We start from the raw sequence: 23,423 nt of genomic DNA, 5'->3' as shown, positions 1-23,423 counted from the left end.
CCGATGCTCCCCAAGGGCCTTACCGCTGATCGGGGTTGCGCAGCGGGCGCCGGCCTCCACCCAGGTCGGGCAGCACGAACGAGTAGTGACCGTGGACGTTGAGCGCCCTGGTCGTCGAGAATGGCGGCGACCGCGCCTATGTGCACTGGGAGACCCCCACCGCCCGCCTGCTGCCCCGACTGCTGGCCGGTCGTAGCGCCGGGCCGGTGTTCCTGGCCGACCGGCGCGCACCCGCCGCCGGGCGCCGCGCGCCGGCCCTGGTCCACGTCTGCCCCGACACCGGCCGTGGCCGGCTGTCGTACCCGCGCCGAGTACCTGTTCCAAGCAGGCGTCCCAGCTCCACGACCCGCACGGCACCAGGCACACCCTCCATCAACTCCGCAACTCCGGGCTGACCCACCTCGCGGCCAAAGGACGCAGCGCCTCCGAGTTGCAGGCCAAGTCCCGCCACCGGCGCCTGGCCACCCTCGGTATCTACGTCCGGCTCGGCGAGGAAACCTCCGCCCGCATCACCGCCGAGACCGACGAGCACCACCGACGGCACCGACGCTGACGACGCATCCCACGTACCGGGATCACGGAAAGCGGCGAAGCGCTCCCCGCACGACCCGCCATTACTGGGCAGCCGTCCCTGGTGTGAGCCTTGATCAACTGCTTAGCGTTGTTTTTGGTCTGGAAACTACGGAAGGGCCTGCAAGGTGAGCAACACAACACAAAGAGCATTCGGATCTCAGAATTTCCAGATGACCCGGCCTCAATTCCTTGAGGTTATGGAATCGGCATTCGTGAATGCGGTCGACCATGGGGCCGACCAAGGCCTGGCCCCGCATCCGCCAGGTGATCGATCGCCTCCATTATCCGGTTGGCGGTCACCGCATCCACCTCACACAACTCCAGGAACCAGTCCTCCACCGGCCCCAGCAACACGATCTGCCACATACCCAGATCATAAATCCTAACTTATTCCAGACGTCGCACCCTCGCCGGACCGGCTAGCTAAGACAGCGGTGTTCGGGTGGGCAGGATAGTTAAGAGACAAAGCTTCGATGATCTGGTACAGCGAATGTTTCGTCTCCGAATTGGCTTGAGGTGTCCAGCGTGACAAGTGAATGCTGCACGAGTGCTCGTCCACTGGCCGACATGTTGTTCGCGGCCAGCACGATACCCGTCGCGAAATGCACGTCAACGTCACACCTGTCAGCCCAGGGGCTCACAAGTGCAGACTCGACAAGGTCGGCGGATCGAGGGGATCCATGCAGCCGGACCGCCGCGCCGAACTCGGACTCGAAAGGCTCGGCGTGCTTGATCGAAAGCGCCGACAGGACAAGGGACGGGTCAATGACCTCACGGAGGGCGAGGCTCGGGGCCTGCTGCCAGGCAGTCGGCGCCAGTTGCCGAACGTCGGCCGAAGGATCGGGACGCCATGCTCTGACTGTGGCGTCCACGTATGCCCAGCGGGTGACACCGTCGGAACCGTGTGCCCGCACGACGGCGCCTTTCTCGCTGAGGTCTTCGTAACGCCACCGATCAGGCTTGCCTACCTGCAGGCGGCAGCGCACCATGTTCGGTGACGTGGGAGCCTCCGGCCGATTCCGCATCAGCCACCCGCCGAGCGACCGGCACCCCGTCGTGGTCAGTGGAGCCACGGATCTTCCCAACGCCGGGGCGACGACCTCGACGAGGTACCGCTCGTCGTAGAAGCTGACGAGTTCGATGGCAAGGCGGGGATAACGGGCGTCGGCCGTTGTCATGGCGACCAGCAGGGGTCCCAGAATCTCGTTCGTACTGCCTTCCACAGGTCGTTCACCCGCGTCTCGTTGTCTCGGTAATGAATGCCCAAGACGCTGACACCTCGGCGGGAAGTCGACCATCCTGCTCACGCATCCGTGCGGGAACGTACCAAGCGGCGTTGACAATGATCAACCGAGCTTCGTCGCTTGACACTGTCGAGATACGGATCTGGGGTCTGCTGCACCGATAGGTGACAGTTTCAGTCACGCGGCCTGACTGGCCGGTGGGGTCATGATGGTCTCGTACTCGATGGGGGTCAACCGGGACAACGACCGTTGTCGTCGGCGGCGGTGGTAGGTCCGTTCGATCCAGGTCACGATCGCGGTCCTGAGCTGTTGGCGGGTGGTCCAGGTCCGGCGGTCGAGGACGTTGTTCTGGAGCAGGCCGAAGAAGGACTCCATGGCGGCGTTGTCGCCGGCGGCGCCGACCCTGCCCATCGACCCGATCATCTGATGTTGGTGGAGGGCACGGACGAATTTTCGTGATCGAAATTGGGATCCGCGGTCGGTGTGTAGGACACAGCCGGCGACGTCACCGCGTCGGGCGACGGCGTTGTGCACCGCGGTGACGGCCAGCCTCGATTTCATCCGTGAGTCGATGGAGTAGCCGACGATTCGGTGGGACCACACGTCCTTGATCGCGCACAGGTACAGCTTGCCCTCGGCGGTGCGGTGTTCGGTGATGTCGGCCAGCCACAGCCGGTTCGGGCCGTCGGCGGTGAAGTCCCGCCGGACCAGATCGTCGTGCACCGGGGGACCGACCTTGCCGCCCTTGCCCCGGCGTTTGCGCTTGCCGAAGGTGCTCCACCAGCCCATGCCGGAGCAGATCCGCCACGCGGTGCGCTCGACCATCGGCTGCCCGGCAGTACGGGCCTCGTCGGCCAGGAATCGGTAGCCGAACTCCGGATCGTCACGGTGGGCGTCGAACAACGCGTTGGCCCGATACGCCGCCACCTCCTCGGCGTCGGTGACACGGCGGGCACGCCACCGGTAGTAGGGCTGACGAGCGATCTTCAACACCCGGCACGTCACCGCCACGGGGATCCCGTCGGCGGCCAGCTCGCTCACGAGCGGGTAGAGCCATTTCCCGGCAGATTCGCCTGCGACAGATACGCAGCGGCCCGGCGCAGGACCTCGTTCTCCTGCTCCAGGAGCTTGATCCGCTTGCGGGCCTCGCGCAGCTCGGCCGAGTCACTGCCGCTGACACCCGGTCTGGTTCCGGCGTCCACGTCAGCCTGGCGCATCCACTTGAACAACGTCATCGGGTGGACCCCGAAGTCCTTCGCGACCTGCTCGACCGTCACACCAGGGTCCCGATCACGGGCCACCCGCACGACGTCGTCGCGGAACTCACGGGGGTAGGGCTTGGGCACAGCGACATCCTTCCAGCTCACCCACAGGGCAAGCCAACTCAGATGTCACCTATCGGTGCAGCAGACCCTGGATCCGTCGCGCCGGACCGCGAGGAGGACGGCGAGTTCGTCGGGCTGATGATGTTGTTGCCGACGGGCGGCCCCGATCAGCTCGACGACCCGACCGTCTGCGCCCTCGGTTACCGGATGGTCCGGCGTGCCTGGCGTCGGGGACTGGCCAGCGAGGCGGCGCGCACCCTGCTACGGCATGTCTTCCAGACGCTCGGCCGTGATCGGGTGGTCGCGGACACGATGGCAGTCAACGTGGGTTCCCGGGGTGTCATGGCAGCCGTCGGGATGCGCCACGTACGCAGCTTCCACCAGCAGTGGGACGACCCACTGCCGGGCACGGAGCTGGGCGAGGTCGAGTACGAACTGACCCGACAGGAGTGGGCGGCGGTCAACCACCGGCAGCCGATGGGCAGCTGAGGCGTCCAGCTAAGGACGGCCGGGCACAGCGCTCGCAGCGACAGGCCGGAGCTGACTCACCGTGGGTCCACTCAGCAGAGCCCCTGCTCAGTGGCCCAACTTTCGAATCCCCCAGCGGGGAACGGCAACCGGTACTGGCTCACCAACAGGTCGTCGGCGAGCGCACTCACCAGCTTCACCGTCAGTAGATCCTGCCTGATGGCATCGCACAGGAGCGCCAGGGTCGGCTTGAGGGGGATTCCATTCTCGCGCGCCGCCCTTCTACCCGCCCCGTCATCGACTACAGCGACTCCACCGACCACCGAGGCAAGGGCGAGGACTCCCGCTTCACCCTTGTTCCGTTCACCTTTCACCAGCAGCGCAGCGAACTTCGCAAAAGCCAGGATCTCTTCGGATGTCCGGAGCTCTCGGCGCTCGACCCAATCCGCGTCGAGGGCGGCCTTGACTCGATCGTCCATCAGGCTCATCTGCTGCAACTCGTCCACCACGACATCAGGCACCAGTGCCAGCCGGTCACCGACCACGGCTTTCAGAACGCCGAGCCAATTCTGCCGGGCGAAGTGCGCCAAGGGGCTTGTGTCGAAGACGAGGACACTACCGGGCACCCCTTCGGCCCGGGCATTGTTCCCATCACCTACACGAGGTTCCATATGGCACTCTCCGGTAGGTTGGGCAGAACCGGCAGGTCCTCCTCGCTCCAGGTGTCGAAGAGAAGATCAGTGGCGCGTGCCGGCGACACCATTTCGTGGCGGTAGATCCTCAGCACCGACTCTTCGTACGGCCTCGGGAGGTACGGTGCCGCGAGATCGTCGGGGACGATCAGGTTGAATTCCACGATGTCCGCACGAGTTGTTCGTATCGCACGAACCTGCCGACCCTCGGACTGTGCAATCATCCCGATCTCGACGAGGCGGCGGGCCAGGGTGGACATGTCGACCCTGAAAGCGCTGCCCACTTTGACACACTTTGCTCGTAGGTCGTCGCCGCGCGCCTCCAGGTCGGCCCACATTCGCGTGAGACCTGTTGCTGGAAGCAGGAGAGCGCGAGCGAAGCGGTCAAGCCGTGCTTCCCACGCGTTGTCGTCCCCCCAGTCGGAGACCCGCCAGTCGACCGAGTACTCGTCCGCGAAGAGGAAATGGCCGAGTTCGTGTGCCGCAGCGAGCCTCCGCCTACCGACGTGCAGGTGACCGTTGACAACCGCCACCCCGCCACGGTCGAGAAGGACGGAAGCCGCATCGGCTGCGTCGCGGCCCAGGTCGAAGGCGAAGACCAAGAGACCGAGGTCGGAGAAGGTGCGGGCGACGTCCACGAGCGGCGCGACGTCGTCCAGCTTGAGCAGGCTTCGGGCAGTAACCGACGAGGCTTCGGCCTCGTCGGAGTTCCGAGGCCGTGGCAGCGTGTCGATCGACCGTGTGACCCATCGTTCGTCACGCTGCGAGGCGAACTCGACGTTGAACGCGACCCTCTCGATCGCCCGGTCAATGGTGGGGCTCTCCGCTCCCGGTTCCTCAAGGTTCCGATGGGAAACGATCGCTGGAGGCGTTTCCATCACGAACCACTCGATCCGTTCACCGAGAGTGGTCGCGATCCGGGCCAGTTCGAGCGCAGAGACTCGACGCCCACCGTTTTCGATCTTGGCGAGGACCGAGCGGTCCAGCGAGATGGCCGAAGCGAGATCAGCCTGGGTGAGACCGCTACGGCTCCTCGCCTCGGCGATGCGCCTGCCCATGGACACGCTGTCACTCACTGTCACGTGTGCGATTCTAGAACATTCCTGCGGTCCGAAACCACGATCCGGCCCGGCACACGGTGAAGGAACGAGGCATCGTACGGAGACAGGAGGTCCGACACCTCAGCCGGTGAAGCCGACCCGGTGGGCGCCCGCCGCGCCCACGCCCCGGATGGCCAGGGCGGCGTCGAGGGCGGCCACCGTGGCCGCCCAGCCCTTGTCCTCGGCGGAGCCGGGGAGTCCGGCCCGGTCGCGGGCCTGGTCGATGGTGTCGACGGTGAGGACGCCGTGGGCGACCGGCTTCCCCTCGTCCAGGGCCACCCGGGTCAGGCCGTCGGTGACCGATTGGCAGACGTAGTCGAAGTGGGCTGTCGCACCGCGTACCACGACGCCGAGGGCGACCACGACGTCACAGCGACGGGCGAGGGCCTGGGCGACCACCGGGAGTTCCACCGAGCCCGCGACCCGGGCCACGACGGTCCGGGCGCCGCACGCCTCGGCGGCGGCGACGGCGCGGTCGAGCATGTGGTCGGTGAGGTCGCCGTGCCAGCGGGCGGCGACCACCCCGACGGTCAGGCCGGCGGCGTCGACCGCGTCCACTCCGGGTTCTCCGAAACCTGCCATGATCATGCTCCGATCTCGTCGCCGGTGGCACGCCGACCGGCCGGTACGTCGTCAAGGTCGTCAAGGAGGTGACCCATCCGGTCCCGCTTGGTGCGCAGGTACCGGACGTTCTCCGGGTGGGGGCGGATCGGCAGGCTCTCCCGGCCACTGACGGTCAGGCCGTAGCCTTCCAGACCGGCCCGCTTCGCCGGGTTGTTGGTGAGCAGCCGCATCGAACGGATTCCCAGGTCGGCCAGGATCTGCGCGCCGGTGCCGTAGTCCCGGGCGTCGGCGGGGAGCCCCAGGTCGAGGTTGGCGTCGACGGTGTCCCGACCGGTGTCCTGCAACTGGTAGGCGCGGAGTTTGTGCAGCAGCCCGATCCCGCGCCCTTCGTGGCCGCGCAGGTAGAGGACCACCCCCCGCCCCTCGGCGGCGACCCGGGCCAGGGCGGCGTCGAGTTGGGGGCCGCAGTCACAGCGCAGCGAGCCGAACACGTCGCCGGTGAGGCACTCGGAGTGCACCCGGACCAGCACGTCCCGGCCGTCGCCGAGGTCGCCGTAGACCATCGCGACGTGCTCGGCCGGGTCGTGCTCCGCGCGGTACCCCAGGGCCCGGAACACCCCGTGCTCGGTGGGCATCCGGGCGTCCGCGACCAGTTCCACCTGCTTCTCGGTACGTCGCCGGTAGGCGATCAGGTCGGCGATGCTGATCAGGGTGAGGGTGTGTTCGGCGCAGAACTTCTCCAGCTCCGGCAGGCGCATCATGGTGCCGTCGTCGTTGACCAGTTCGCAGATCGCCCCGGCCGGGCGGAGCCCGGCCATCCGGGTCAGGTCGACGGCGGCCTCGGTGTGCCCGGGGCGGCGCAGCACCCCGCCGGGGCGGGCCCGCAGCGGCACCACGTGCCCGGGGCGGGCCAGGTCGGTCGGGCCGGTCGCCGGGTCGGCGAGGAGCCGAATGGTGTGGGCCCGGTCGGCTGCGGAGATCCCGGTGCTCACCCCCTCCCGGGCGTCCACCGTCACCGTGTACGCGGTGCTGCGCCGGTCCTGGTTGATGTGGTGCATCGGGGGAAGGTCGAGCCTGTCGCACTCGTCCTCGGTGAGGGGGACGCAGACGTACCCGGAGGTCCACCGGACCATGAACGCCACCAGCTCCGGGGTGGCCAGTTCGGCGGCGAAGATCAGGTCGCCCTCGTTCTCCCGGTCGGCGTCGTCGACGACGACGACGGGGCGTCCGGCGGCGATGTCGGCCAGCGCCTGGTCGATGGTGCCGAACTCCGCGTGCTCGAACATGTCACGGCCTTTCGAGTCGATCGACGGTCCATCAGGCGTGCGGGGTGGGCAGACGCGGGCCGAGCAGGCGTTCGACGTACTTGGCCAGGACGTCGACCTCCAGGTTGACCGGGTCGCCGACCCGCCGGGTGCCGAGGGTGGTCAGGGCGAGGGTGGTGGGGATCAGTCCGACGGCGAACCAGTCGTCCCCGACGTCGGCGACCGTCAGGGACACCCCGTCGACGGTGATGGAGCCCTTCTCGACGACGTACCGGGAGAGGGTGTCGGGGAGGCGGAACCGGACCGTCTCCCACTGGGCGGCCGGTTCCCGGGCGACCACCTCGCCGACGCCGTCGACGTGTCCCTGGACCAGGTGACCGCCGAGGCGGGACCCGAGGGCGGCGGCCCGTTCCAGGTTGACCGGGTCGCCGGGGCGCAGCCCGCCGAGGGCGCTGCGGCGCAACGTCTCCCCCATCACGTCGGCGGTGAAGACGTCGCCGTCGACGACCTCCACCACTGTCAGACAGACCCCGTTGACAGCGATGGAGTCGCCGTGGCGGGCGTCGGTGGTGACCACCGGGCCGCGGACGGCGAACAGCGCCGAGTCGTCACCGGTGGGGGTGGTTCGGACGATCTCACCCAGTTCCTCGACGATGCCGGTGAACATGTCAGCTCTCCCTCTTCCGGGGTACCGCGGTGATCCGCAGGTCGGGGCCGATCTGGCAGACGTCGGTCACGTCCAGGTCGATGGCCTCGGTGATGGTGGTGACCCCGGCGTCGACGAGTGCCGTCGGTCCGGCGCCGAGCAGTCGGGGCGCGAGGTAGCCGACCACCCGGTCGACCAGGCCGGCGGCGAGGAAGGCCCCGGCCAGTCGGGGGCCGCCCTCCAGCAGCGCGGCCCGGACGCCCCGGGCGTGCAGGGCGGACAGCAGGGCGGGCAGGTCGACCCGACCGTCGACGTCCGCGCCGACCTCCTCGGCGGTGGCGATCCAGGTGCGGGCGGCACCGTCGCGGACCTTCGCGTCCGGCGGGGTCCGGCCCGTCGAGTCCACCACCACCCGCAGGGGCTGTCGGATGGCGAGGCTGCCGTCACGCAGGTTACGGGCGGTGAGCCGGGGGTCGTCGGCGAGGACGGTGCCCACCCCGGCGATGACCGCGTCGACGGTGCCGCGCAGGGCGTGCACGTCGATCCGGGCCGCCTCGGAGGTGATCCACATGCTGGTCCCGTCGGCGGCGGCGGCCCGGCCGTCCAGGGTCGCGGCGTACTTCCAGATCACGTAGGGCCGACCCCGGCGTACGGAGGTGAGCCAGGCGATGTTGCCCGCCTCGGCCTCCTCCCGGCGGATCCCGACGTCCACCCGGACCCCGGCGGCCCGCAGGGTGTCCCCGCCGCCGGTGGCGACCGGGTCGGGGTCGGGTACGGCGATCACCACCCGGGCCACCCCCGCGTTGGTCAGGGCGACGCTGCAGGGGCCGGTGCGACCGGTGTGGTCGCAGGGTTCCAGGGTGACCACCGCGGTGCCGCCCCGGGCCCGCTCCCCCGCTTGCGCCAGGGCGACGATCTCGGCGTGGGGGCCACCGGCGTACGCGTGGAAACCCTCGCCGACGACGCGGCCGTCGGCGTCGAGCAGGACACAGCCGACCACCGGGTTGGGGCTTGTCGTGCCGAGCCCCCGCGCGGCCAGTTCGATCGCGCGACGCATCGCCTCGTCGACGGAGACCCCGGTCATCGTCTGCTTCTGCCTCTCACTCGCCGGTGATGCGCAGGCAGGGTGAGGCAGGCGGCGACGAACGGGAACGGCAGAGCCGAACCCGAGGGACCCCGTGCGGCGGCCAGGCAGCAGCCAGCACGAAGCCCTCATCCGTCCCGCGCGCTGTCTCCCATCCGGACTGTCTGAGGGCGGCGAGGCCGTCCTCAACCGTCGGCCCCGGATTCTCACCAGGTCCACCGGGCAGCCGAGGCCGACCGGGTCGCGGGCTTACCACGGCCGGGCCGTGGATCACCGCCGGTTCGGAATCACACCGAGTCCCGCCAGCGCGTGGTGGGTACCTCAGGAAGTCTTACACGCCGACGCCTCGATGTCGCTATTCCCGCGTGCTTCCTCACAGGCTGCGTCGTCGGTCCACGGCGACGTACGACCCGGGCTGCCCCTTGGCCACCGACTTCATCTCGGAGGCCACCGCGATCGCGGCGAGGGGGTCGGTGATCCGTTTGGTGGAGTCGGACAGCGACACGCCGATCGAGAGGGTGACCAGGGCGGCGCGGCGGGTGTTGCCCCGGCGGTCCTTCAACTCGACGAAGCCCCGTTCCCGGTCGGTGGGGTCGTAGAGCTGGTCGGCGGCGTTCTCGAAGTCGACGACCGCCCGCTGGGTCAGGGGGCGGATCTGCTCGGGGCTACAGATGATCACGAAGTCGTCACCGCCGACGTGACCGAGGAAGGCCGGGGGGCGGCCCACCGAGACCACCGCCCGGTGCAGGCTCCGGGCCAGGGTGGAGATGAACTCGTCGCCCCGGACGAAGCCGTACCGGTCGTTGACGCTCTTGAACCGGTCGATGTCGACGTACCCGACGACGTAGTCGGCGCCGGTGCGGATCCGGTCGCGGATCTCGCGGCGGATCCGGCTGTTGCCGGGCAGGCCGGTCAGCGGGGAGACCTCCCGGGCCTCCTTGTTGCGCCGCAGGGTGGCGGAGACCCGGGCCACCAGTTCGGCGGTGTCGAAGGGCTTGACCAGGTAGTCGTCGGCACCGGCGGCGAGCCCGTGGACCTTGTCGACTGTCATCCCCTTGGCCGTCAGCATGATCACCGGCAGGGCGGAGGTCATCGGGTTGGCGCGGAGGCGACGGGTCAGTTCCAGGCCGTCGACCCGGGGCATCATCAGGTCGACCACCGCCAGGTCCGGGCGGCGGCCCTCGATGACCTCGAGGGCCTCCTGCCCGTCGGAGGCGTGGACCACCTCGAAGCCGTGCAGTTTCAGGTTGAACTCGACGAAACGGGCGATGTCCGCGTCGTCGTCGACGACGAGGATCAGATCGGGTCGGTCGTCGGCCTGGTCCACGCTCAGTTCTCGCCGTAAGCGCGCTGCGCCGGGGACTCGCCGTAAGCGCGCTGCGCCAGGGAACGGAGCTTACGGACCGCCTCGGCGGGGTCGTCGGCCCCGTAGACGGCGGTCCCGGCGACGAAGGCGTCCGCCCCGGCCTGCGCGGCCTGCTCGATGGTGTCGGCGGCGATCCCTCCGTCGACCTCGATCCGCAGCTCCAGGTGCCCGGCGGAGGCGTGCCGCCGGGCCGCCCGGACCTTGTCCAGCAGGTGCGGGAGGAACCGCTGCCCGCCGAACCCGGCCTTGATCGTCATGATCAGCAGGGTGTCGAAGCTGGGCAGCAGGTCCAGGTACGGCTCGATCGGGGTGTCCCGGTCGATGGCCAGTCCCGCCTTGGCCCCGGCCGCCCGCAGGTCCTTGGCCAACGCCACCGGGTCGTCGCACGCCTCGGCGTGGAAGGTGACGTTGTAGGCTCCGGCGTCGGCGTACCCGGGGGCCCACCGGTGCGGGTCGTCGATCATCAGGTGGACGTCGAAGGGGATCTCGGTCGCCGCCCGCAGACTCTGCACCACCGGCAGGCCGATGCTCAGGTTCGGCACGAAGTGGTTGTCCATGACGTCGACGTGCACCCAGTCCGCAGCGCCCTCGACGGCACGGACCTCCTCGGCGAGGCGAGCGAAGTTCGCGGCGAGGATGCTGGGGGCGATGATCAGCGGCGGCGGTACGGTCACCCGGTCAGTGTACGAATGCGGACACCGGCCGCCGTCATCGCGGGACCACCTCGAACCCGTTGTCACCCAGATGTGACCGGTGGTACAGGATTGCCCTCCGGTGTCGGCGTTCCTGAACGAAAGGGCAGCGGTGACTGGCCGATCGAAGGAAACGCCGCAACACTCCAACAGGGACGGTGTCATATGCTGCACGCCCGGCGGCGCACGGCCGTACCGGTCGCGGCAGCCGGCCGTCAGCTCCGGGAAAGGGCAGACGATGCGACGGTGGCTCGGCGCGCTGGCGCTGGCCGGCACGATGGTGACACTTCTCGGCGGGTGCGTGCAGCCCACCGGCACCGACGGTGACCTCACCGGCGGTTGGCCGGCGCTGAGACCACCCCAGCCCTTCGTGCCCTCCAGCGGCGTCTGCCTGCCCCGGATCACGGTGGTGGTGCAGGCCAGCACCTACGAGACCGTCGACTGCACCCGCAACCACCTGGCCGAGGCACTGCACGTCGGGGCGTTCACCGGCCGGACCGCACGGGCCGAGAACCGACCCGAGCCGGGGTCACCGGCGCTGCGTACCGCCCGGACCGAGTGCGACAAGCGGGTCCGGGAGGTCCTCGGCGGGGACTGGCGCTCGGCCCGGCTCAGCCTGACCATCGCGGTGCCGACCACCTCCGCGTGGAGCGCCGGGGCCCGGTGGTACCGGTGCGACGTCGCCGAGACCGACAGCATCGACAACGCCCGCCCGGTCAACCGGATCGGCAGCCTCCGCGGCGCGCTGGTCGGCGACTCCCCCCTCTCCCACAGCTGCTTCGACCCGAAGCTGATCAGCGGCAACCTGAACTACATGGCCCCGGTCATGTGCAGCGAACCGCACCGCGCCGAGTTCGTCGGCGTCTACCAGGAGGACGACATGACCTGGGAGGAGTTCGGCCGGGCCGACGCCCAGGTGCACAAACGGTGCATGGAACTGGTCGCGAACTTCGCCGCCGTGCCCGTCAACAGCGACCTGTCGTACCGGACGGGGTCGATCTTCTACCCGCCGTCGCAGCGGGAGTGGGAGGAGGGCGACCGGGGCATCCGGTGCTTCCTCTGGAGCGACGACCGGAAGCTCACCCGCTCCATGCGCGACGCCGGCCCCACCGGCCTGCCCGTCATCTGACCACCCCCGTCCGGCCACAGCGCCCACGGTTCGTCGGTCATGCGCGGCCGGGCCTGGTCCTCGCCGTCCGACTTCACCGCCGCCCCGACGGCCACCGGGGGTGGACGGCGTCGCGCCCGTCCCGGCAGGGAACGGGCGCGACGGTCGCCGACAGGTGAATACGGTATGGGGTCAGGTGCGACGCAGGACGGCGAGGAACATCGCGTCCGTGCCGTGCCGGTGCGGCCAGAGCTGCACCGTCGGCCCGTCACCGAGCCCCGGCATCCCGGCGGGCAGCAGCGGCCGGGCGTCCACGAAGTCCACCGGGACACCGCACCGGCGGGCCGCCTCGGTCACCGTCACGTGGGTCTCCACAGTGTGCGGAGAGCAGGTCACGTACGCCACCACGCCCCCCGGGCGGAGAGCCCGGATCCCGGCGGTGAGCAGCTCCCGCTGCAACCGGGTCAACGGCGGAAGGTCACCCGGCTGCCGACGCCACCGCGACTCGGGCCGCCGCCGCAGCGAACCGAGGCCGGTGCAGGGCGCGTCGACCAGGACCCTGTCGAACTCCCCCTCCGGCAGGTCCGGATCGGCCCCGACGGTACGTCCGTCGGTGGTCAGCACGGTCACCGGGAACCCCCGGGTGGCCTCGGCGACCAACCGGGCCCGGTGCTCGGCCACCTCGACGGCGGTCAGCCGGGCACCGCGCTGCGCGGCGACCGCGCCGAGCAGCCCCGACTTGCCTCCGGGGCCGGCGCACAGGTCGAGCCACCGGGCGTCCGGGCCGTCCAGTTCGGCGGCGACCAGCGCCTCGGCGACCAGCTGGGACCCCTCGTCCTGGACGTGTGCCCGGCCCTGGGCGACCGCCGGAAGGTCACCGGGCGCCCCACCGGGCAGGTAGACCGCGTGTGGTGAGAAGGCCCCCGGCGCCCCGCCGACCTCGTCGGCCAGGTCCGCCGCGTCGATCCGCCCGGGGCGGGCGCACAGGTGCACCGGCGGGCGGACGTTGTCCTCGATCAGCAGCCGGGTGGTCTCCCCCAGGTCGCCCCCGAGGGCCTCGGCGAACGACCTGACGATCCACTGCGGGTGGCTGTAGGTCACCGCGAGGTGCCCGATCGGGTCGGTGTCCATGGCCGGTGCGAGCTGCCCCGCCCAGGCGTCGGCGTCCCGGGTGGCCACCTCCCGCAGCACCGCGTTGGCGAACCCGGTCGCCCCCGCCCCGACGGTCCGGACCAGATCGACGGTCGACGACACCGCCGCGTGCGCCGGTACCCGGGTGTGCAGGATCTGGTACGCGCCGATCCGCAACGCGTCGCGCACCGGCGGGTCGATCCGGTCCACGTCCCGCCCGGCGGCCGCGGTCAGGATCGTGTCCAGGGTGCCCAGGTGGCGCAGGGTGCCGTAGGTCAGTTCGGTGGCGAAGGCGGCGTCCCGGCCGAACAGTCCCGCCTCGCGCAGCATCGCCGGCAGCACCAGGTTGGCGAACGCGTCGTCGCGGTGCACGGCGGCGACCGCCTCGTACGCCACCCACCGGGGGCGGTCCACAGCCGGTCGGGCGGACCGGTGCGGGCCACCCCGCCGGTCGTCGCCCCGCCGGTCGTCGCCCCGCCGGTCACCGCCCCGCCGGTCACCACCCCGCCGGTCACCGCCTCGCCGGTCGTCGCCGGGTCGGGGGCGACCGCCACCCCGGGGGGCGGTCACGCGAACACCTCGCCGGTGCCGACGCGGACGCCACGGGCCCAGTCGGTGGCCGGCATGGCCTTCTTGCCCGCCGCCCGGACCTCGCCGAGGCGTACCGGGGTGGTGGCCGTACCGACGAGCACCCGGGACTTCTCCACGAGCAGTTCACCCGGTTCGAGGTCAGGGCCGTCCGGGGCGGGGACGATCGGGCCGAGTTTCACCCGGTCACCCCGGAAGGTGGTCCACGGGCCGGGGGCCGGAGTGCAGGCCCTGATCCGTCGGTCGACAGCGAACACCGGATCCGACCACCGCACCCGGGCGTCCTCCACCGTCAGTTTCGGTGCCAGCGACACCCCGTCGGCCGGCTGCGGCTCGGCGCGTACGGTGCCGGCCTCGATCGCGTCGAGCACCGCCACCAGGAGACCGGCCCCGGAGTGCGCCAACCGCTCCAGCAGGTCACCGGAGGTGTCACCGGCGCGGACCTCGTCGGTCACGGTGCCGAAGACCGGCCCGGTGTCGAGCCCCTCCTCCAGCTGGAACACGCTGGCCCCGGTCATCTCGTCGCCGTGCAGGACGGCGTGCTGCACCGGTGCCGCCCCCCGCCAGGCGGGCAGGAGCGAGAAGTGCAGGTTGATCCAGCCGTGTCGGGGGATCTCCAAGGCCACCGGCGGCACCAGCGCGCCGTAGGCGACCACCGGGGCGCAGTCCGGGGCCAGCTCCCGCAACCGGTCCAGGAACTCCGGCTCCCGGGGACGGGCCGGGGTGAGGACCTCGATCCCGTTCTCGTCGGCCCAGGCCCCCACCGGGGAGCGGACCAGGCCCCGTCCCCGCCCGGCGGGGGCGTCGGGGCGGGTGACCACTGCGAGAAGTTCGTGCCGGGAGGCCGCGACGGCGGCCAGGGCGGGTACGGCGACGGCCGGGGTACCGGCGAAGATCAGACGCATCCGTCGGTCACCGCCCCAGACCGAAGGGGCTGCGGTGCGGGTCGACCTTCACCGTCGGTGGGGCCCCCGGGTCGTACCACTCCGCCTCCCGGATCGCCTTCATCGCCGTCTTACGGCCGGCCGGGTCGAGCCGGTCGAGGAAGAGCACCCCGTCGAGGTGGTCGGTCTCGTGCTGGACACACCGCGCCATCAGGCCGGTGCCCACGATCTGCATCGGGTCGCCGTAGCTGTTGTAACCCTTGGCGATCACGTGCTGTCGACGCTTGGTGTCGAAGTAGAGCCCCGGGATGGACAGGCATCCCTCCGGGCCGTCCTGTTCCTCCTCGTCGGGGAACTCCAGCACCGGGTTGACCAGATGTCCGACCACGTCGTCGACGTCGAAGGTGAACACCCGCAGCCCCACGCCGAGCTGCGGGGCGGCCAGACCGGCCCCGTTCTGCTCACGCATCGTGTCGGTCAGGTCGGTGACGAGCTTGCGCAGCTCGACATCGAAGTCGACCACCTGATCGGCCGGCGTGCGCAGCACCGGATCACCGAAGAGACGGATGGGCTGGACGGTCACGCGGGGTGGCTCCTTCGCGAGGTGGGACGGGTCCGTGCCGTACCAGTCTACGGAGTGTCCCGATCACGACCGGTCGACCAGGGTGGTCGGCCGGTCGTGCCCGCCGCGCGTCCCGGGGTCAGGCGCCCTGGCCCGGTTCCCCGGCCAGGACCGTCTCCGGATGCAGCAGGGCCTGCTCGGGCAGGGGCAGCTCGATCCCGTGCGCGGCCTGCCAGTCGTAGACGACCGACGGCCGGACCTGGGCGGCGAAGTAGTCCACGGCGCTCATCCCGCCGACCACCGGCTCCTCCATCTCGGCGACCAGCCGACCCGGTACGAGACGGAACCCGCCCCGCAGGGCGGCGCTGAGCCGACGGTGCCCCTCGACGACGAAGAAGTACTCCCCGGTGTAACCGATCTGCAACGGCTCCAGGGCCTCGTCACCGGCGGCGTCGACCCCGTCGACGAGGTCGGAGTCCCACACGTCCCGCAGCGTGGCGATGTCCTCGGTCGGGTAGACCCGGGCCGGGTCGAGCAGCAGCAGCGGCGGGGAGTCCTGGACGACGTCGGCGCCGAGCGCACCGGTGAAGACCGCGACGACGTGTTCGATCACCTCGTCGGCGGCGGCCCGGGTGGTGTCGCACACCAGGTCGTAGTTGCGCAGTCGGGCCTTGTCGACGCCGTACCGGACGACGAACCGGTTGCGCTCGCTGTCGCTGCGCTCCCGCAGCTTCGCCTTCGCCTCCTCCAGGGAGGTGTAGCTCTCGGCCGGGCCGGACGGCCGGGCCAGCACCCGCCGGGCGGCCTCACCGGCCTCGGTGATCATGTGCACCTTGAGCGCGTCGGTGAAGAAGTGCCAGGCCAGCCGGGAGTCCATGACCAACCGCTCACCGGAGGCGGCGATGTCGCGTTGCAGTTGGTCGACGTACCCGTCGACGGCCTGGTCCAGCTCGGCGTGCAGGTTGAGCTGGAGCGCGGTCATGTCCCGCTCCTGCGCCATCTGCCGGTAGAGGTCGCCGACACTGATTCGGCGCAGCCCCAGCCGTTTGGCGATCTCCACGGAGACGGTGCTCTTGCCGCTGCCGAGGTCACCGTTGAAGACGATCGATTGACGAACGGTCACGACTGGTCCACCTCTGATCACCGAATGGTTGACATCATCGCCCTGGCACCACGGCGACGCCGGGACCGACACGGCACCACACCGGTGCCGCGTTCAGCCGGGTCGGGCAGCGTCGCGACCGGCCGACGGGCGACCTCGTCGCCACACCCACCGTCGTTCGCGTCGTCCTCGCGCCCCGGCATGACGGGCGATGCTACCACCCGGGCGGCAACCCTCCGTCACCATGACGCTCAGAACAGGCTCAGCGGATCGATCTGGAGACGGACCGGGTCGGCGGCCTTACGCGCGGTGCGCGTACCGGCGGCGGAGTGCAGTGCCCCGGCCAGTTCGACGGCCCGGGAACGGGGCACCCGGACCAACATCCGCTCCCGGTCGTCGTCGGCGGGGACCGGGCCGAGCACCTCGGCCTCGGCCGGCAGCCGGGCCCCGGCGAGCAGGTCCGCCACCGCGTCGGCGAGACCGGTGACGCTGGCCATCCGGACCGCCGGGGGGAACCCCAACTCCCGCCGCTCGGCCAGCTCCCGCCCGGCGAACCAGGCGGCGTCCCAGCGCAGCAGCGCCTGCACCACGGCGAGGCCCCCGTCGGCGACCACCACCACCCGACCACCCCGGGACGCCGGACGGGCCAGGGCGGCGGCGGTCATCCACCGGCGCAGGGCCTCCTCACCGGCACGCAGGTCGGCCCGGGTCAGCAGGGCCCACGAGTCGAGCAGCAGCACCGCCCCGTAGCCGCCCTCGGCGACCGGCTCGGCACCCGGGGTGGCGATGACCAGGCCCGCCCCGTCCCCCACCGCGGTCAGCACCTCCTCCCGCCCGGAGGTCCGGACCGGCACCCCGGGGAAGGCCCGGCCCAACTCCTCGGCGGTCCGCCGGGCACCGACGACAGCCGCCCGGAGTCGCCGTCCACCGCACTCGGGGCAGGCGTACCCGGCGCAGACCCGCCCGCACCAGCGGCAGGCGGGCGTCCCCGTGGCGTTCGGCAGGGCCAGTGGCCCGGCGCAGTGCGGACACCGGGCCGGGGTCCGGCACTCGGCGCACCCGACCGACGGCAGGTAGCCGCGCCGGGGCACCTGGACCAGGACCGGCTGGTCGGCACGGACCGCGTCGCGGGCCGCAGTCCAGGCCAGGCTGGGCAGCCGGGCGGTCGCCGCCCCCGGATCGCGGGCCAGTTGCGGGTCGTCCCCGGTCGGGACGATCGCCGGGGTACGGCTGCGCAGTGTCGCCCGGTCGGCGGCCACCTCCCGGGCCCACCCGGTCTCGACGAGCAGCTGCGCCTCGGCGGTACGGGCGAACCCGCCCACCAGGGCGGCGGCCCCGGCGAGTTGGGCCCGGGTCAGCAGCACCTCCCGGGCGTGCGGGTACGGCGCCCGGGGCTCGGCGTGCAGGTCGTCCCCGTCGTCCCAGACCGCCACCAGGCCGAGCCGCTCGACCGGGGCGAACATCGCCGCCCGGGTGCCGACCACGACCTGGACCTCCCCGCGTCGCGCGGCCAGGAAGGCCCGGTAGCGGCGGGCCGGGCCGAGCGCCGCCGACAGGCAGACGTGTCGCCCCGCACCGAGCGTCGCCGTCAGGGCGGCGTCGAGGCGGTCCAGGTCCCGGGCGTCGGGCACCACCATCACCACTCCCCGGTCGGCGGCGACGACGGCGGCGCACGCCTCGGCGTAGCGGGCCGCCCAGTCCTCCCCGGGTAACGCCGACCAGACGGCCCGGGGTGCCCGCCCCTGCGTGAGTGCCCGCAGCAGCGCCGGGCCGGCCGGGTAGTCCCGCCAACCGCTCCGTCGTTGCGTCGTCGGGGTGGACTCGCTGGGCTCGGGCGTGGTGGGTTCGGGCATGGTGGGCTCGGCGTCGGCGGCGAGGATCTCCTTCTCCACCCGGGCGTGCCGGGGTGGGACGGCGAGCCGGAGGACGTCGGCGAGGCTGCCCGCGTACCGGTCGGCGACTGCGCGCGCCAACCCGGCGACCTCCGGGGCCAGGACGGGCACCGGGGAGACGACCTTCTCCAGGTACGCCAGTCGACCGGAGTGCGCCGACTCGTCGGCCCGCTCCAGGAGCCACCCGTCGACGAGCTGCCCGGCGAAGCGCACCTTCACCCGGCAGCCGGGCGTCGCGGCGTCGGCCAGGTCGGCCGGGACGAGGTAGTCGAAGGGGCGGTCGAGGTGCGGCAACGGCACGTCGACGCAGACACGAGCGACCGGCGACCCCTCGGCGGGTCGCCGGTCGCTGCGCTTGGTGCCGGTCAGGCTCCCGCAGCCGACTTGAGGTCGGCGGCCCGGTCGGTGCTCTCCCAGGTCAGGTCGGGCAGCTCCCGGCCGAAGTGGCCGTACGCGGCGGTCTGCCGGTAGATCGGCCGGAGCAGGTTCAGGTCCCGGATGATCGCGGCCGGCCGCAGGTCGAAGACCTCGTTGACGGCCTTCTCGATCGAGGCGACCGGCACGGTCTCGGTGCCGAAGGTCTCGATGAACAGGCTCACCGGGTGGGCCTTGCCGATGGCGTACGCCACCTGCGCCTCGCAGCGCTCGGCGAGCCCGGCGGCGACCACGTTCTTGGCCACCCACCGCATCGCGTACGCCGCCGACCGGTCCACCTTCGACGGGTCCTTGCCGGAGAACGCCCCACCGCCGTGGCGGGCGTACCCGCCGTAGGTGTCGACGATGATCTTGCGCCCGGTCAGGCCGGCGTCGCCCATCGGGCCACCGATCTCGAACCGGCCGGTCGGGTTGACCAGCAGCCGGTAGTCGCTGGTGTCCAGGCCGAGGCTCTCCAGCTCGGGGGCGATGACGTGCTCACGGACGTCCGGGGTGAGCAGCGACTCCAGGGAGATGTCCGCGGCGTGCTGGCTCGACACCACGACGGTGTTCAGCCGCACCGGGCGCAGGCCGTCGTACTCGATGGTGACCTGGGTCTTGCCGTCCGGGCGCAGGTACGGCACGGTGCCGTCCTTACGGACCGTCGCCAGTCGACGGGACAGCCGGTGAGCCAACGCGATCGGCAGCGGCATCAGCTCCGGGGTCTCGGAGCAGGCGAAACCGAACATCATGCCCTGGTCGCCGGCGCCCTGGGCGTCCAGCGCGCTCTCCGACGACCCGGTACGCAGCTCGAAGGCGTTGTCCACGCCCTGGGCGATGTCCGGCGACTGCGCCCCGATGGAGACGTTGACCCCGCAGGACGCCCCGTCGAACCCCTTCTTCGACGAGTCGTACCCGATGTCGAGGATGGTCTCCCGCACGATGCTCGGGATGTCGGCGTACGCCTTGGTGGTCACCTCCCCGGCGACGTGGACCTGCCCGGTGGTGATCAGGGTCTCCACCGCGACCCGGCTGCGCGGATCCTCGGTCAGCAGCGCGTCCAGGATGCCGTCGCTGATCTGGTCGGCGATCTTGTCGGGGTGGCCTTCCGTGACCGATTCGGAAGTAAAGAGGCGGCGTGTCACGGCACTCCTAAGCTATGGATAACTCGTCTCGCGGGAGTCTAGTCTCGCGGACATCCGGGCGCGGGGACGGTCCTTCCCGGGTCACCTGTCGGGAAACGTCTCCCACCGCGCGACGACCAGGTCCCACACGGCGTCGGCGACGTCCTCCTTGGACTGCTCGGGCATCCGGTGCACCGCACCGTCGGCTCCGATGACCGTCGCCGTGTTCGTCTCGGCCCCGAAGACCTTGTCCGCACCGACCTCGTTGACGACGACGAGGTCGGCCCGCTTGCGGGCGAGCTTGTCACGGCCGTTGGCCTCGGCGTCCCCGGTCTCCGCGGCGAAGATCACCAGCACCTGGTCCGGCCGACGGGCCTGACCCAGCTCGGCGGCGATGTCCGGATTGGTGACGAGTTCGATCGTAGGCGCTGCCGACTCGGACTTCTTGATTTTCCCCGAGGAGTACGTCGCGGGACGGAAGTCGGCCGGCGCCGCCGCCATCACCACGGCGTCCGCCGACTCGGCGGCGGCGAGGGTGGCGGCCCGCAGCTGCTCGGTGGTGCCGACCGGGACCACGTCGACACCGGCCGGATCGGCGAGGGAGACGTTGGCCGCGACCAGTGTGACCCGGGCTCCCCGGGCGACGGCGGCGCGGGCGAAGGCGTACCCCTGTTTGCCTGACGACCGGTTACCGAGGAAGCGCACCGGATCCAACGGCTCGCGGGTGCCACCGGCGGTCACCACCACGTGCCGCCCGGTGAGGTCGGCGGGTGCGTCGACGCCCCGGGCCAGCGCCCGCCGGGCGACAGCGAAGATCTCCGCCGGGTCGGGTAGCCGCCCCTTGCCGGTGTCGGCACCGGTCAACCGGCCGACGGCGGGCTCGATCACCCGGACCCCCCGACCACGGAGGGTGGCGACGTTGGCGACGGTGGCCGGGTTCTCCCACATCTCGGTGTGCATGGCCGGGGCCAGCAGCACCGGACACCTGGCGGTCAGCAGGGTGTTGGTGAGCAGGTCGTCGGCGAGCCCGTGGGCGGCCCGGGCGAGGAGGTCGGCGGTGGCCGGGGCGACCACCACGAGGTCGGCCTGCTGACCGAGCCGTACGTGGGGCACCTCGTGCACGTCGGACCAGACGTCCTCGGCGACCGGCTGACCGGAGAGCGCCGCCCAGGTCGGTGCCCCGACGAACCGCAGGGCGGACGCGGTGGGCACCACCCGGACCCGGTGCCCCGACTCGGTGAACAGTCGGAGCAGTTCGCAGGCCTTGTACGCGGCGATGCCGCCGCCGACTCCGAGGACGATCCGAGCAGACATCGACGGACCGGGGGCGGGTGCTACGGCTGGTCGGTCGGCTCGGCGGTGAGCAGACCGGCGTTGATCTCCCGCATGGCGATCGAGAGGGGCTTCTCCTGCGGAGTGGTCTCCACCAGGGGGCCGACGTACTCCAGGAGGCCCTCGCCGAGCTGGCTGTAGTAGGCGTTGACCTGACGGGCACGCTTCGCGGCGAAGATCACCAGGGCGTACTTCGAGGTGGTCTTGTCGAGCAGCTCGTCGATCGGCGGGTTGGTGATGCCTTCGGGGTTGGCGATGGATCCCACTGTTACCTCTGCGTCTCTGGAAAGCTCGATGTCTCTGGAAAGCTCGACGTCTCTGGAAAGCTCGATGGCACGCAATAACCGAGCAAGCCTACCAGCTCAGCGACCACCCGATCCGTGCGGTCGTGCAGTACGGCGTGGTCCACGGCGGCCGCGACTGCCGGATCGGGCCGGTAGCCGGGGGGCTGGAGCAGGACCAGGCGGGCCTGGGGCAACGCTGCACGCACCTGCAACGCGCCGGTCAGGTCCAACGGCAGCAGGACCGGCAGACCGGCCTGCAACCGGGACCGGATCGGCTCGCCCGACGTACCCCGCCGGTACGGCCCGATCCTGGCCCACTCCAGCAGCTGGCCGTCCTCGGCCAACTGATCGAACCCGGCCGGGTCGACGAAGACCCGGTCGATGCCGTCCGTCTCACACCCTCGGCGGGGCCGGGTGGTGACCGGAACGGGCACCCAGACGGACGGTGAACGCGCCCGGATCAGCTCGACCACACTCTCCCGACCGGAACCGGACGGTCCGGCCAGGACAGTGAGCCGAGCCGCCGGGCGCGCCTCGCCATCCGTGCTCACTGCTTGTTTCTACACGGCGTCGCGGCTCAGTTGGCGGCGAACTCTCCCAGCAGAGCCTTACGCTGCTGCTCGCCGAGTCCGCGCAGGCGGCGGCTGTCGGCGATCTTCAGCTTCTCCATGATCTGGGTCGCCCGGATCTTGCCGATGCCCGGCATCGACTGCAGGACGGCCGAGACCTTGAGCTTGCCGACGACATCGTCGCCCTCGGCCCGGTCGAGCACGGCGGCGAGGGTGGTCTTGCCCTGCTTGAGCTGCTCCTTCAGCTCAGCACGGGCCTTGCGGATTTCCGCGGCCTTCTCCAGCGCTGCAGCGCGCTGCTCAGGGGTCAGTGACGGGAGCGGCACCAGTTCTCCTCAGGTCCCTATCGCGACGGGCGGGACGCACCGCCGCATCTGTGAAAGATGGTGTCGCTGGAAACCAAAGGGGTCCGTGGTTCCCAGCGCGGGGAAAACTAGCGGTCAGCGGAGCTTTCGGCAACGTGGGCACGCGCCCATGGACGCTCAGTGACCGAGCCGTCAGTCAGTTGCCACCCTCGACAGCGGCCCGGCACTCGGCCAGCACGCGGTCCGTAGCGGCCCGTAGCGCGGCCACGTCGGGACCCGCGTTGAGCACCTCCCGCGAGTACGTCGGCAGCACCCACGGCAGCGCGGCGCCGAAGACGGTACGCAGATCCGCCGCCGTGGCACCCTGCGCGCCGAGCCCCGGAGCGAGCAGCGGACCCCCCACGGTGGACAGGTCGTGACCTGTCTCGCCAATGGTCGCCCCGACCACCAGCCCGAAACTGCCGAGCGGCTCCGCACCGCTGTTGAGCTGCGAAATCTCGTCGATCACGGTCTGCGCCACAGTCCGCCCGTCGGGACTGACAGCGCGTTGCACCGATGCCCCCTCCGGGTTGGAGGTGAGGGCCAGAACGAACACCCCACCCCCGTGCTCGGCGGCCAGGTCGAACATCGGAGCCAGCGAACCCACCCCCAGGTACGGACTGGCGGTCACCGCGTCGACATACAGGGGGCTGGATGGATCGAGGTACGCGGAAGCGTAGGCGCTGACCGTTGAGCCGATGTCGCCGCGCTTGACGTCGAGCAGAACGAGCGAACCGGCTTCTCGCAACTGTCGGATAGTTGACTCAAGAACCGACACGCCCGACGCGCCGAACCGCTCGAAGAAGGCCGACTGAGGCTTAACCACCGCAACCCGGTCACCGAACGCCTCCACCGCCGTCTCGGCGAACCGACGCAGGCCCTCCACGCTGTCCGGCAGACCCCAACGGGCCAGCAGGCCCGGGTGCGGGTCGATCCCCACGCAGAGCGGTCCCCGCTCGGCCGTCGACCGGTGCAACCGGCTACCGAAGCTCTCCATCCGTCCGTACCTCCTTCACACCCCGCGACGGTGGGACCGTCCGGGAACCTCCTGCGTCGTGTCCCCGACGGCG

Annotated in this window: 24 protein-coding genes and 1 riboswitch; of the genes, 3 read left to right on the top strand and 21 right to left on the bottom strand. The window is 71.0% G+C overall.

Going from position 1 to position 23,423, the window contains the following annotated elements; genetic code table 11:
• The first annotated feature begins 430 nt into the window (after positions 1-430).
• Entirely contained in the window at positions 431-553 is a 123-nt protein-coding gene (locus WHN02_RS14070; RefSeq protein ID WP_434743730.1) for a hypothetical protein, read from the top strand.
• A 475-nt stretch (positions 554-1,028) separates the two neighbouring features.
• Here the strand turns inward: WHN02_RS14070 and WHN02_RS14065 are convergent, their stop codons facing one another.
• Together WHN02_RS14065 and WHN02_RS14060 are read right to left on the bottom strand one after the other, a co-directional pair.
• Positions 1,029-1,796, bottom strand: coding sequence for a hypothetical protein (locus WHN02_RS14065; protein WP_434743729.1), 768 nt, complete (start codon positions 1,794-1,796; stop codon positions 1,029-1,031).
• A 198-nt stretch (positions 1,797-1,994) separates the two neighbouring features.
• Positions 1,995-3,163, bottom strand: a protein-coding gene (locus tag WHN02_RS14060; protein WP_434743728.1) for an IS3 family transposase whose coding sequence is annotated in 2 segments (ribosomal slippage) — positions 1,995-2,876 and positions 2,879-3,163 — 1,167 coding nt in all. Because the reading frame shifts where the segments join, the coding sequence is not laid out codon by codon here.
• Positions 3,164-3,205: 42 nt separating this feature from the next.
• Between WHN02_RS14060 and WHN02_RS14055 the strand changes: the two genes are divergently transcribed.
• Positions 3,206-3,631 (top strand): GNAT family N-acetyltransferase, encoded by a 426-nt coding sequence (locus WHN02_RS14055; protein WP_434743727.1) that lies wholly within the window; start codon positions 3,206-3,208, stop codon positions 3,629-3,631.
• Positions 3,632-3,702: 71 nt separating this feature from the next.
• On the opposite strand, the gene WHN02_RS14050 is transcribed toward WHN02_RS14055, so the two are convergent.
• From WHN02_RS14050 to rpe, 8 genes are all read right to left on the bottom strand, one after another.
• The gene (locus tag WHN02_RS14050) at positions 3,703-4,200 is read right to left on the bottom strand and encodes a hypothetical protein (protein ID WP_434743726.1); all 498 of its coding nucleotides are present in this window, start codon (positions 4,198-4,200) and stop codon (positions 3,703-3,705) included.
• 65 nt (positions 4,201-4,265) lie between these two features.
• The gene (locus WHN02_RS14045; protein ID WP_434743725.1) at positions 4,266-5,384 is read right to left on the bottom strand and encodes a helix-turn-helix domain-containing protein; all 1,119 of its coding nucleotides are present in this window, start codon (positions 5,382-5,384) and stop codon (positions 4,266-4,268) included.
• A 99-nt stretch (positions 5,385-5,483) separates the two neighbouring features.
• Positions 5,484-5,984 carry a 6,7-dimethyl-8-ribityllumazine synthase gene (gene ribH, locus WHN02_RS14040; protein WP_434743724.1) on the bottom strand — a complete coding sequence of 167 codons (501 nt, stop codon included), beginning with the start codon at positions 5,982-5,984 and terminating at the stop codon, positions 5,484-5,486.
• Positions 5,985-5,986: 2 nt separating this feature from the next.
• Positions 5,987-7,252 carry a bifunctional 3,4-dihydroxy-2-butanone-4-phosphate synthase/GTP cyclohydrolase II gene (locus WHN02_RS14035; protein WP_434743723.1) on the bottom strand — a complete coding sequence of 422 codons (1,266 nt, stop codon included), beginning with the start codon at positions 7,250-7,252 and terminating at the stop codon, positions 5,987-5,989.
• A gap of 31 nt (positions 7,253-7,283) precedes the next feature.
• Positions 7,284-7,898: a riboflavin synthase gene (locus tag WHN02_RS14030; protein WP_434743722.1), complete on the bottom strand. Its 615-nt coding sequence runs from the start codon at positions 7,896-7,898 to the stop codon at positions 7,284-7,286.
• Between the two features lies 1 nt (position 7,899).
• Positions 7,900-8,961, bottom strand: a complete 1,062-nt coding sequence (gene ribD / locus WHN02_RS14025; RefSeq protein ID WP_434743721.1) for a bifunctional diaminohydroxyphosphoribosylaminopyrimidine deaminase/5-amino-6-(5-phosphoribosylamino)uracil reductase RibD — start codon at positions 8,959-8,961, stop codon at positions 7,900-7,902.
• A gap of 139 nt (positions 8,962-9,100) precedes the next feature.
• Positions 9,101-9,272: riboswitch (FMN riboswitch) on the bottom strand.
• Positions 9,273-9,334: 62 nt separating this feature from the next.
• Complete coding sequence (locus WHN02_RS14020; protein ID WP_434743958.1) at positions 9,335-10,294, bottom strand: response regulator; 960 nt, start codon at positions 10,292-10,294, stop codon at positions 9,335-9,337.
• Positions 10,291-11,001: a ribulose-phosphate 3-epimerase gene (gene rpe, locus WHN02_RS14015; protein ID WP_434743720.1), complete on the bottom strand. Its 711-nt coding sequence runs from the start codon at positions 10,999-11,001 to the stop codon at positions 10,291-10,293. Before rpe ends, WHN02_RS14020 begins: the two co-directional genes overlap by 4 nt.
• A gap of 256 nt (positions 11,002-11,257) precedes the next feature.
• Between rpe and WHN02_RS14010 the strand changes: the two genes are divergently transcribed.
• On the top strand, positions 11,258-12,148 hold the full coding sequence (locus tag WHN02_RS14010; RefSeq protein ID WP_434743719.1) for a septum formation family protein: 891 nt from the start codon (positions 11,258-11,260) through the stop codon (positions 12,146-12,148).
• Between the two features lie 171 nt (positions 12,149-12,319).
• Here the strand turns inward: WHN02_RS14010 and WHN02_RS14005 are convergent, their stop codons facing one another.
• The 11 genes from WHN02_RS14005 to pyrF form a co-directional block, all read right to left on the bottom strand.
• Positions 12,320-13,828: an RsmB/NOP family class I SAM-dependent RNA methyltransferase gene (locus WHN02_RS14005; RefSeq protein WP_434743718.1), complete on the bottom strand. Its 1,509-nt coding sequence runs from the start codon at positions 13,826-13,828 to the stop codon at positions 12,320-12,322.
• On the bottom strand, positions 13,825-14,751 hold the full coding sequence (fmt, locus tag WHN02_RS14000; RefSeq protein ID WP_434743717.1) for a methionyl-tRNA formyltransferase: 927 nt from the start codon (positions 14,749-14,751) through the stop codon (positions 13,825-13,827). Before fmt ends, WHN02_RS14005 begins: the two co-directional genes overlap by 4 nt.
• A 7-nt stretch (positions 14,752-14,758) precedes the next feature.
• Positions 14,759-15,313: a peptide deformylase gene (def, locus tag WHN02_RS13995; RefSeq protein WP_434743716.1), complete on the bottom strand. Its 555-nt coding sequence runs from the start codon at positions 15,311-15,313 to the stop codon at positions 14,759-14,761.
• Positions 15,314-15,431: 118 nt separating this feature from the next.
• Positions 15,432-16,415: an AAA family ATPase gene (locus tag WHN02_RS13990; RefSeq protein ID WP_434743715.1), complete on the bottom strand. Its 984-nt coding sequence runs from the start codon at positions 16,413-16,415 to the stop codon at positions 15,432-15,434.
• 230 nt (positions 16,416-16,645) lie between these two features.
• The gene (locus WHN02_RS13985; protein WP_434743714.1) at positions 16,646-18,586 is read right to left on the bottom strand and encodes a primosomal protein N'; all 1,941 of its coding nucleotides are present in this window, start codon (positions 18,584-18,586) and stop codon (positions 16,646-16,648) included.
• Between the two features lie 65 nt (positions 18,587-18,651).
• A complete protein-coding gene (gene metK, locus WHN02_RS13980) occupies positions 18,652-19,845 on the bottom strand; it encodes a methionine adenosyltransferase (protein WP_434743713.1) in 1,194 nt (397 codons plus the stop codon).
• Positions 19,846-19,926: 81 nt separating this feature from the next.
• Complete coding sequence (gene coaBC / locus WHN02_RS13975; protein WP_434743712.1) at positions 19,927-21,138, bottom strand: bifunctional phosphopantothenoylcysteine decarboxylase/phosphopantothenate--cysteine ligase CoaBC; 1,212 nt, start codon at positions 21,136-21,138, stop codon at positions 19,927-19,929.
• A 20-nt stretch (positions 21,139-21,158) separates the two neighbouring features.
• A complete protein-coding gene (rpoZ, locus tag WHN02_RS13970; RefSeq protein ID WP_067373935.1) occupies positions 21,159-21,422 on the bottom strand; it encodes a DNA-directed RNA polymerase subunit omega in 264 nt (87 codons plus the stop codon).
• Between the two features lie 2 nt (positions 21,423-21,424).
• Complete coding sequence (locus tag WHN02_RS13965) at positions 21,425-21,991, bottom strand: guanylate kinase (protein ID WP_434743711.1); 567 nt, start codon at positions 21,989-21,991, stop codon at positions 21,425-21,427.
• Between the two features lie 26 nt (positions 21,992-22,017).
• Positions 22,018-22,335 (bottom strand): integration host factor, actinobacterial type, encoded by a 318-nt coding sequence (gene mihF, locus WHN02_RS13960; protein WP_350897593.1) that lies wholly within the window; start codon positions 22,333-22,335, stop codon positions 22,018-22,020.
• A 175-nt stretch (positions 22,336-22,510) separates the two neighbouring features.
• Positions 22,511-23,350, bottom strand: a complete 840-nt coding sequence (gene pyrF / locus WHN02_RS13955) for an orotidine-5'-phosphate decarboxylase (RefSeq protein WP_434743710.1) — start codon at positions 23,348-23,350, stop codon at positions 22,511-22,513.
• Between the last annotated feature and the right edge of the window lie 73 nt (positions 23,351-23,423).

The sequence above is a fragment of the Micromonospora sp. SH-82 genome (assembly GCF_051132485.1).
Lineage (GTDB): Bacteria > Actinomycetota > Actinomycetes > Mycobacteriales > Micromonosporaceae > Micromonospora.
Note: the sequence above shows the minus strand (reverse complement) of the source record. Positions and strands in the feature narration are given on the sequence as shown.